This is a genomic window from uncultured Porphyromonas sp., from assembly GCF_947254915.1.
In the GTDB taxonomy this organism is placed as follows: domain Bacteria; phylum Bacteroidota; class Bacteroidia; order Bacteroidales; family Porphyromonadaceae; genus Porphyromonas.
The window spans coordinates 1-9,723 of the sequence record NZ_CAMYEZ010000088.1; the positions used below are offsets into that span (position 1 = coordinate 1).

At 50.8% G+C, this 9,723-nt stretch carries 6 protein-coding genes; 5 read left to right on the forward strand and 1 reads right to left on the reverse strand.

Annotation, left to right across the window (positions count from 1 at the left end):
• The first annotated feature begins 346 nt into the window (after positions 1-346).
• From Q0X57_RS06065 to Q0X57_RS06085, 5 genes are all read left to right on the forward strand, one after another.
• Entirely contained in the window at positions 347-1,789 is a 1,443-nt protein-coding gene (locus tag Q0X57_RS06065) for a C69 family dipeptidase (protein ID WP_297729030.1), read from the forward strand.
• A 241-nt stretch (positions 1,790-2,030) separates the two neighbouring features.
• The gene (locus tag Q0X57_RS06070; protein WP_297729033.1) at positions 2,031-2,780 is read left to right on the forward strand and encodes a lysophospholipid acyltransferase family protein; all 750 of its coding nucleotides are present in this window, start codon (positions 2,031-2,033) and stop codon (positions 2,778-2,780) included.
• Positions 2,761-3,270, forward strand: a complete 510-nt coding sequence (locus Q0X57_RS06075) for a low molecular weight protein-tyrosine-phosphatase (protein ID WP_297729036.1) — start codon at positions 2,761-2,763, stop codon at positions 3,268-3,270. Before Q0X57_RS06070 ends, Q0X57_RS06075 begins: the two co-directional genes overlap by 20 nt.
• Before the next feature lie 69 nt (positions 3,271-3,339).
• Positions 3,340-5,103, forward strand: coding sequence for a phosphoethanolamine transferase (locus Q0X57_RS06080; protein WP_297729039.1), 1,764 nt, complete (start codon positions 3,340-3,342; stop codon positions 5,101-5,103).
• Positions 5,100-6,764, forward strand: coding sequence for a sulfatase-like hydrolase/transferase (locus Q0X57_RS06085; RefSeq protein ID WP_297729042.1), 1,665 nt, complete (start codon positions 5,100-5,102; stop codon positions 6,762-6,764). Before Q0X57_RS06080 ends, Q0X57_RS06085 begins: the two co-directional genes overlap by 4 nt.
• 194 nt (positions 6,765-6,958) lie before the next feature.
• Here Q0X57_RS06085 and Q0X57_RS06090 read toward each other — a convergent pair whose 3' ends face one another.
• On the reverse strand, positions 6,959-9,256 hold the full coding sequence (locus tag Q0X57_RS06090; protein WP_297729045.1) for a T9SS type A sorting domain-containing protein: 2,298 nt from the start codon (positions 9,254-9,256) through the stop codon (positions 6,959-6,961).
• Positions 9,257-9,723 lie beyond the last annotated feature (467 nt).

Consider the following 9,723-nt stretch of genomic DNA (forward strand, 5'->3'; position numbering starts at 1 on the left):
TCCGAAGTTTCATTTCATTCTTCCGAAGTTTCATTTCATTCTTCCGAAGTTTTATCTCGCCCCTCGGTGGAGAATTTTCGTTTCCTCGTGAGCTATGGGGAGATTCCTCGGTAGAGATTGTGGTATCACTGGACATATCGGAGTTGCTATAGTGTGAGTTTATAGCACTACGTAAAGAGACTCAAGCCATATATTCACGTGGTTGTCCTCAGGCGTAGTCACTATGCAGAGAGGGTTATAGTGCATTGCCCCTAGCTCACCGATAGTAGGTATGTGAGTTCCGTTGCTTAGATGGAGCATTTGAATTACCTTTGTCATTAGAGTAATATATCAAGACACAAGTACTATGAACAAGAAAAATTCTCATCTACCCTCTGAGTGTACGACCATCATCGTCGGCAGTCAGATGAGTGCTGATGGATCACGTATCGTAGCGCGCTCAGAGGACTGGGACGCTATGTTTGCCAAGAACCTCACCATCCACCGTCCCGGCGAGCCTGGCTCGGTGGATCCTATGCGCTTTGACGCATTCGATAGTCCCTTCGCCTGCGATCTGCCAGGTAATGCGCAGAGCTACTCGGCGCTGCCACCTTATCATCTGCCAGGACACTGGGGGAGCGCAGGCTTCAACGAGTCCGGCGTTGGCATGAGCGCCACGGAGTCTATCTTTAGTAGCGATGCAGCACTGGCTGTCGATCCTCTTGTGGAGGATGGTGTGGCTGAGAACTCAGTCTTCAACATCGTCCTCCCCTACATCCACACAGCTCGTGAAGGCGTAGAGCGTCTCGGCAAGCTCATTGAGGAGTATGGTGTCAGCGAGGGCTTCGGTATCGGCTTCGTTGATAGTGATGAAATATGGTATCTAGAGACCGCTTCGGGACATCGCTGGTTAGCTTGTCGTATCCCCGAGGAGCAATACTTCGTCACGGGCAATCAGAGCCGCTTCCGCCAGTATGATCCCAAGGACAAGGAGCACTTTATGGCATCCAGCGACCTGATCGAGTTTGCCCAGGAGCACGGACTGTATGATCCTAAGGATGGCGCCTTTGACTTTCACAAAGCTTACATACGTGACGTGGAGCTAGACACTACGTACAACTATCCACGTGTCTGGGGACTCCAGCAGATGTTTACCCCCGCAATGAAGCAGGATGTAGCTGTCAATAACTTCCCCGTCTATGCTAAGGCTGAGAAGCCGATCACGATGGAGGCTATGCGCCATGCTTTCCGCTTCCACTACGACGGCACGGAGCATGATCCTTATCTCCACAGCAATCCGCACGAGGTGTACCGCCCAGTCTCTATCTTCCGTACTACGCAGACTCATATCCTACAGGTGCAGCCCAAGCTTCCCGTAGCTGTCGGGCGTATCAATCACGTTTGCTTGGGTATGGCAGACTTAGGTCTCTTCGTACCACTCTTCCAGGGTGTGACCTCCTATCCAGAGCCTTACACCAAGGGCGGGGGTGAGTCCTCACAGGAGTCGGCCTACTGGACCTTCCGCAAGGTACAGGTGCTCGGTATGACCAACTATAATAAGTACGCTCCGCTCATCAAGGCTCGCTACCACGCCTTCGAGCTGGAGTGCGATGAGCGCATTGAGGAGATACAGCGCCGCTACTGCCATAAGCTGGACAAGGGGATGCCTCACGCAGCCCAAGACATGCTACAGGAGGCATCAGACGCTATCTTGTGGCGCGCCCTTGAGGTGGCAGATGCACTGATTGAGGAACTCTTCACGCAGATGACTCGTGACATACAGGCTGAGTACCTCTTCCATGGGGCTTAGTTGACTAAGTCGTTCCATAAGGCAAAAGGAGATTGCTCACCAACTTGGAGAGCAGTCTCCTTTCTCTAACTTATATTTCGCCCAATCGTCGGGTGCGTTTGTTGACAAGGAGTGAATATTCGTCTGCTGATGATGAGACGTCCTTAACGAGGAGATGGGAGTATCAAGAGCTTTTTTCACTACCTTTGTGAGCTAGAGACAAGTGCTACAGAATCAGTATGTGAGACAACCCAACTCATCTATGCTACTACGGATACTATACATTATATATATAGTCTTATTTGCGGCTCCCATTTATGCGGTCCTTACCATCATCTTAGCAGTCATTATGACGGTGGGATGCTTGCTCGGCTTTGGCAAGTTCTTTAGCTACTACCCTGGACTCATATGGTCGTGGCTAGGACTAATCCTATCCCTCTGTCCCGTCACGGTGCGAGGGCGCAAGAACTACGACAAGAAGGCTGGACCCTATGTGGTGATGGCGAATCATCAGGGAGCCTACGACATCTTCCTCCTCTACGGCTTCCTCGGCATCCCCTTCAAGTGGGTGATGAAAGAGTCGCTACGGCGTGTCCCCTTCGTGGGCAAAGCGTGCGAGGTAGCTGGCTTTATCTTTGTCAATGGGCATAGCATACAGAACATTCGCAATTCGCTAGACGAAGCGAAGCGCTCGCTCGGTGATGGCTACTCAATCTTTATCTTCCCCGAGGGAAGTCGTACCCGCACGGGGCGTATGCAACCTTTCAAGAAGGGTGGCTTCGTGATCGCTGATGAGCTAGACATTCCCATTATCCCCGTATCCATCTCGGGCTCCTATGGTGTAATGCGTGCAGGCTCGCTCCTACCCCACTGGCGCCGACTCTACCTAGATATACATCCGCCTATTCACCCTCGGGAGTTCCACACATCGGATCAGCCGATGCAAGACCTCCGTGAAGAGGTCTACCATACGATACAGCAAGGCATCCACGATGGCACAGAGCAACTCTAGCAGCACGGCTCCTTATCGCATCCTCTTCGTCTGCCTAGGCAATATCTGTCGCTCACCTCTCGCTGAGGCTATCATGCGGCAACTCCTAGCCGAAGACCCTGCGACTTCGTCTCGGATTGAGGTAGACTCGGCTGGCATAGGAGCGTGGCACCAAGGCGAACTAGCTGATCCACGAATGCGTGCTCATGCAGCAAGACGAGGGATCGAGATGACGCATCGGGCGAGGCAGGTGACGGATAGAGACTTTGACACCTTTGACCTAATCATCGCTATGGATGATGGCAACTACGAGGCGCTACGTGAGCTGGCTCCTACGCTAGAGCAGCAGGCGAAGGTCGTGCGCATGGCAGACTACCTCAAGCAGATGCCGTGGGACCACATACCCGACCCATACTACGGCGGAGCTTCGGGCTTTGAGCTGGTTCTAGACCTACTCACCGAGGGATGTACCAATCTATACCAACGTTGCATCGCTCAGAGCAATAAGTAAGCTAGCGAAGAGCTCCGACTTTTGCGCTGGAGTGATAACAATCCTATTAACGAGCAATCTTTGATTCTGATGTTTCCTAAGATAAAAAGGCTTCTCTCCATCTGCGGTCACTATCTCAAGCAGCTGTGGGGGCGTATGTGTGGCATGCCGACCCTCTTTGTCTTCCTGACACTCCTACAGGTAGTCATGGGAGGCTTGATGCTTATCCACCTATCACTAGAGATGCCTCTACTCTATTGGGTAGGAGGATACATCGTTGGGACGGTCACTCTGATGACACTCCCCGCCATCCTCCCTCAGCGGTGGTGGCGCATCGCGTGGACTAGCCTAATCGTACTGCTCTCGGCTGTACTATTTATATATGAGTACTATCTACTCACTGAGCACGGCACACTCCTCACACAGACCGTATTGCTACAGTACTACACGCCCCGTGCCGACGAGGTGTGCCACTCGCTACTTCTCTGGAGCATACCGATGCGCACCCTCTTAGAGGCCATCGGACTGCTATGTGGCATCAGCCTTGTGACTTGGCTAATGCGCAAGGGGTGGGGACTAGTCTCTGTGCTACTATTGGTGCTCATCTCAGGTGTACCACACGCTATGCAGATTAGCTCAATAGTGGCCGAGGGGATCTCTAATGATGAAGCTTACACCCTCGCTCACGAGTACAATATGATGAGTCGCTACATCGGGACAACGCTAGGAGTCTTTGCTAATCAAAAGCGATACGATGACATGGCGCAGAACTTATGGAAAAACGCTCCCACCAACGTTCGCCTCATACCTCAGCGCAAGCCACACAACGTGGTAGTCATCATCGGCGAGTCCCTACGTCGTCTGGATATGCACTGCTACGGCTACCCACTAGAGAATACACCACACCTAGACTCGCTCGTCCGCTCGGGCTCGCTCACGCTATACGATGATGTCGTCTGCCCACAGCCCAACACAATAACCTCACTGCGACGCGTCCTCACCATACGAGGAGAAGACGAGCAAGCACCTTGGGATGCCACGACTACCCTACCTATCGCTTTTTCCTCCGCTGGCTACAAAACCTACTGGTGTAGCAATCAGGAGATGGCTGGAGACTGGATCGAGGAGGTTTCGCTCATAGCCTCTACCGCAGACAGCTCCTACTACACCGAGGGTAGCACCTCTAGTTCTTTCCATTGGAAAGCTGGTCAAGCGAAGTATGATGAACTCATCCTCCCACATCTAACGGACTACCGACAGACCACCTCACCTAGCGGTCATCTGCTAGTGATGACCCACCTAATGGGTAATCATGCAGACTTTGCAAATAGATATCCACACGACCGCTTTGACCACTTCACAGCTGAAGAACTCCAGCGCTTGGAGCCTCATCTTAGCTCAGGCGAGGCGCAAAACTCGGCAGAGTATATGAACTCTATCCTCTACAACGACTACATCGTCTCAGAGATTATCAAATACTACAGCCACAGCTCCTCCATCGTCATCTACCTCTCTGACCATGGGTTGTCACGCTATGACAATCCCGAGTCTCCCCACCAAGCTGTACACTCAGTCTCTGAGAGGTCTCTTCAAATTCCCTTTATGATCTATATGTCCGACCAGTTTGTAGCTGAGAATCCTGACGTCCTACTAGCCGTACAGCGTGCTCGGTACAAGCCCTTTATGACCGACCTCTTCACCTCCTCACTGATGGGACTGATGGGAATCCAGTCAAACTATACGATCCCCCGCTTACAGCTGTGGAGTCTTGAGTACGACGCCACTCGTCCTAGATGTATCAAGGGCTTTGGCACTGAAGTCACCTTCACTCCTAAGCATCCAGATCAGTTATGAAAAAGGCACTCTTCAACTACCTCCAGGGGGTCAAAGCTAGGGCTCCACAGCTAGTATGGCTACTGATTGCAATGCTAGCGATCTTGACGCTCAATAATCTCGTCCTCCGCAGCCTACTCTCCAAGAGTACACCTTATCTATCTAGAGAAAATCTCCCCCTCCTATGGGACACTCTTTGGATGGCTACCCTACTCTACATCATCCCCACCCTAATCCCCCATCGCATCACGCGTCGGATAGTCCTCATCACCGAGCTCGTACTGGTCAGTGCCGTACACATTATGGATCTCTACCTCGCCAGTACCTACCAGATGCCCTACTGTGATGCTATCGCCACGCCTATCTTTGCGACCAATAGTTCAGAGGCACACGGCTTCTTCAAGTCGCTACGACTAGATATGCCCTTCATGCTACGAGAGTGGGGCAAGCTACTACTGGCCATCTTCCTACCGCTCGGCATCTCTTGGCTAATCACTCTTGCCAAAGATGCTAAAAAGGGACTTCCTCATAAGCGCATCACACGCTTCCAGAAATATAGCTCCACAATCCTCTTCATAGTAGTCCTCGTAGGAGCACACATTCTCGGCATTAACTACCTACGCAAGACTCGTGTAGTGGCTCGCGATGGAGCTATCCAGTATAGTCTCCACGCTCCTATAGCTCGCCTCGTGCTAAGCAACTGGGTCTTGTATCGCAACGCTAAGCACTGCGCTCTCAACTACAGACCTCGGCAAGCGACACCCCAAGAGGTAACCGTAGACTCGCTCCTACCACCGCACAATGTTGTGCTGGTCGTCGCCGAAGATATCTACCCGCACCTGATGCACTGCTACAATCCCATCATCAACGACAACACCCCTACCATAGACTCCCTCCAGCAGACGGGCTCTCTCATCAAGCTGGATAGCGTCTATAGTGCCTCAGACAATGCCGCTCTCGCAACTGCTTGGACACTCTCCCTATGTCCTAAGGATAGTCCTAATAGCTGGGATACCTACCCCTCTATCTATAGTATCTTTCGGGTAGCAGGCTACGACACCTATTGGCTGGACAACACCCCACGCATAGCTCACGGACTAGATGTCTACCCACAGCTAGCAGCCGACTGCGACCAGCGCTTCTTTACCAATCTCCGTGCAGACGAGCAAGAGTGGGCAGACACCATTCCTTATGACGATGCCATACTTAATCATCTCAAGCAACTAAAGGATCAGTCCCGCCTCACTACCATTCATCTAATGGGAGCGCGCAGTAACATCTGGTGGCGTATCCCTGAGGAGTTCTATAGGTACAACCGCTTATCTGCAAACACCGACGTAAATCTGTCTGACGATAACCTATGTCACCTAGCTCAGTACTACAACGTCATCTACTACCAGGACAATCTCCTCAAGCGACTTATAGCGTACTACCAGGACACCCCCACGATACTTATCTTCTGTAGTCCCGTAGGCGCATATGGTGAGTGGCACCCCTACTCCAGCGGACCGATTGCCCCTGAGACTATAGGGCAGGTACCTATGCTGCTCTACCTCTCCCCAGCGATGCAGCGCATATCGCCCACCCTGCGAGATCAGCTACTACAACTCAACTCAAAGCGACACAACCTCAGCGAACTACCCCAGCTACTGATGCGACTCTCTGGTATCAAAGTCTCTTAGTAAAGAGTGAGGATATTCAACTAAGAGAAGCTTGTTCTACACAACGCCTTTCTCTTGAACTAAGCCCTTTCCACTGAGATCCTAGATTAAGTACACCCGCTATCTTCCCAACAAAGAGGGAGACCTCCGCCAGTTGTGCGGGGATCTCCCTCGTGCAGTGTATAGGGTCCTGCTCAGGACCCGTCGTCTTAGACTTACTTGGCGATGCGGGTCGTGTCGTTGCCAACGAGGACGATGTAGCTACCAGCAGGGAGTGCGCTGATGTCTAGCGTATGCTCAGTACTCAAGAGGAGTAGCTGACCTGTGTAATCGTAGAGGCGCACCTCAGTCCCCTCCGAAGCGCCAGCCACATCAAGGCGTGTACCTCCGTTACTCACATAAGCGACAACCTGGCTCTCTGTCAGCTGCTCAATCGCATTGACGAGCTTAAAGGTCGCCTGGATATTGGTAGCTACAGTAACTGTAAAGTCGTACCTAAAGCCTCTGTTTGCCAGCTTGGCAAGCTTCTCATCACCAGCCTGAAGCTTCGTCTCGCCCACCTGGAGCGTTTCTAGTTCATACTTGTCTGCAGGCGTCACCTCAACATACATCTTAGTGCCTGAGACGATAGAAGTGCCAGATGCAACTTCAGAGCCATCGTTGTTAAAGAGTTTTACAGTTCCACCCTCAGCAGGATTGGACGTATAGGTTACAATAAACTTCTCTGCGACAGGCTTCTGAGCAATGGTGGCGACAACAGAAGCATCGCCCTCTACGGTAAAGGTGTAGACAGAGCCATCGGCTGAGAGCATTTCCTTGGCAACAGGCTTATCATTGTTTGTATAGGTTACCTCGTAACCATCATTAAGCGTTGCTTTGAGCGTAACCTTTGTGCCAATAGGCAATGGTGTAGGATTCTGCTCAATGATCTTACTTGGCTTACCACTGACGAGGTCCTCATAGGTAGCTTGGATTTCACCCTCAGTGCCCTTTACTCTAAAGGTGATTGTACCCTTTTTGGGGGTGACAGACGTTTTCTTCTTGAGGATAGGCTCTACCTTGAGGTTGCCTTTGATGACGATCTCTGTTATGTTAGCGTTGTTTTGGTTAGGTTCTTTACGCTGGTCATCAATCATCCAGTGATCCATCTCGTAGCCCTCGGCAGGCTCCACCGCAAACGTAACCTTCGTGTCAAAGTCTACCATATCTCCATCATTGACAATCACTGTCATACCATAGTCACTATCGGTGTAAGAAGCTCTTAGGACACCAGTCTCCTTCCCTTGGTCATCCTTCTTAGGCTGTACCAGCGTGATCTTGCCCTCAGTGGGTTCAGCCTCCTTGAGGACGGGCTCTACCTTGAGGTCTCCATTGACAGTGAGCTTTATCTTATTAGGTTCAACAGCGTCAAGTGCCTTAGGCTTGTCATTGACCTTCCAAGAGTCCATCTCATACCCATCCTTAGGGGTTACTAGGAAAGTGACTTTGGTGCCGATCTTTACAGATTGCCCCTCTCGAATCGGGAGTTCATCACCATTCTCATCAAAGGTGTAAGCCCGCATCAAGCCTTCCGCCATCTTAGGCTGAACCATCGTAATCTTACCCTCTGTGGGTTGTGCAGAGCCACCTACCTTCTTGAGAATAGGCTCTACCTTGAGATTAGCATTGACGATGATACCCTTCGTGCTGGAGGTGCTTTCATCAGGCTTGTTATTGATCATCCAGTGATCCATCTCGTAGCCCTCGGCAGGCTTCACCTCAAAGGTAACGTAGGCATCCGCAGGCACAGTGTTACTACCGGTCGTTAGAGCGGTCTTGTTACCATCCTTATTGTTGTAGTAGAAAGCGGTCATCGTGCCCTGACCCTCCTTAGGCTGGATCATTGTAACCGTGTAGTCCGAGGGAGTGGGCTGGGAGATCTCCTTGAGTTTGACAGAGATGGTGACATCCTTCTTTACCGTATAGGTATAGCTGTAGTGTGTATACTTGCTATCAGAGGGTTCGTACGACTCTCCATCTATGAGCCACGCCTCAATGTCATAGCCTTTTGCAGGAGTTATGCTCATATGGATACTCGTACCTGAGTAGAGCTGATCGCCTGTTTTGACATATTTGCGAGTCTTTATGTTCATTACTGAGAGCGTGCCATTTTCTGGTGGGGTAATGGTGACTGTACACTTAGTGGCAGGCTTCACTTTGGCAGAGATAGTTAAGTCCTCACGGACAAACTCAAATTCACCAAGGCTATTCTTGATAGGCTTCTCGACACCATTGACGATGTAGTGTGTTGCCTCGTAACCCTCATCAGGAATCACCCGGATGGTCAGCATCTCATAATAGCCAACCTTGTCCCCACTGTGCACCTCCGTGGGATTGGAAACACTACCATAGGTCACCTTGATGGTAGCGTGCTCCACAGGCTCAATGGTTATTGTGTACTCCGCAGCCTGTGCCACTAGGGGCAACAAGAAGAAAGTACCCAACAGCGCTAAAGTAGATAACATTCGTTTCATAAGCGTATATGTTTTAAGTGTGAGTATTTGATATCTATCTATTCTATTGTCCTAAACACAGATTAAAGCACCTAGGAGTGTGTCAGATGGGTGTTAAGTCACAAGATGCAGCACTACCCACCTCCCTTCAAAGGGCTAAGATAGTAAAAAAAAGAAACAGATGCAAACAATCCCCCACTCTCTCCTCAGAGATGACACATCATAGCTCAGTAGTCTGAGCGGTACGCCTGACGACACACTAGGAGTATTATGCATTAAGACTCGCTACCGAGCGCTATAGACTCACTTGATGAGACTGTTGCAAAAGTCTCCCTAGGAGATCTAGCCCCACTAGGCACGCTAGAGCCACTAGATCCACTAGGTGCAGTAGTCTCCCTAGCCGATTCCTCCCGAGGAATTCGGAAATCTCCACGGAGCAAATGAAAATTCTCCACCGAGGGACGAAATAAAACTTCGGAAGAATGAAA

Coding starts and splice junctions, on each gene's coding strand:
- Q0X57_RS06090 (WP_297729045.1), bottom strand. CDS start 9,256: ATGAAACGAATGTTATCTACTTTAGCGCTGTTGGGTACTTTCTTCTTG.
- Q0X57_RS06075 (WP_297729036.1), top strand. CDS start 2,761: ATGGCACAGAGCAACTCTAGCAGCACGGCTCCTTATCGCATCCTCTTC.
- Q0X57_RS06065 (WP_297729030.1), top strand. CDS start 347: ATGAACAAGAAAAATTCTCATCTACCCTCTGAGTGTACGACCATCATC.
- Q0X57_RS06085 (WP_297729042.1), top strand. CDS start 5,100: ATGAAAAAGGCACTCTTCAACTACCTCCAGGGGGTCAAAGCTAGGGCT.
- Q0X57_RS06080 (WP_297729039.1), top strand. CDS start 3,340: ATGTTTCCTAAGATAAAAAGGCTTCTCTCCATCTGCGGTCACTATCTC.
- Q0X57_RS06070 (WP_297729033.1), top strand. CDS start 2,031: ATGCTACTACGGATACTATACATTATATATATAGTCTTATTTGCGGCT.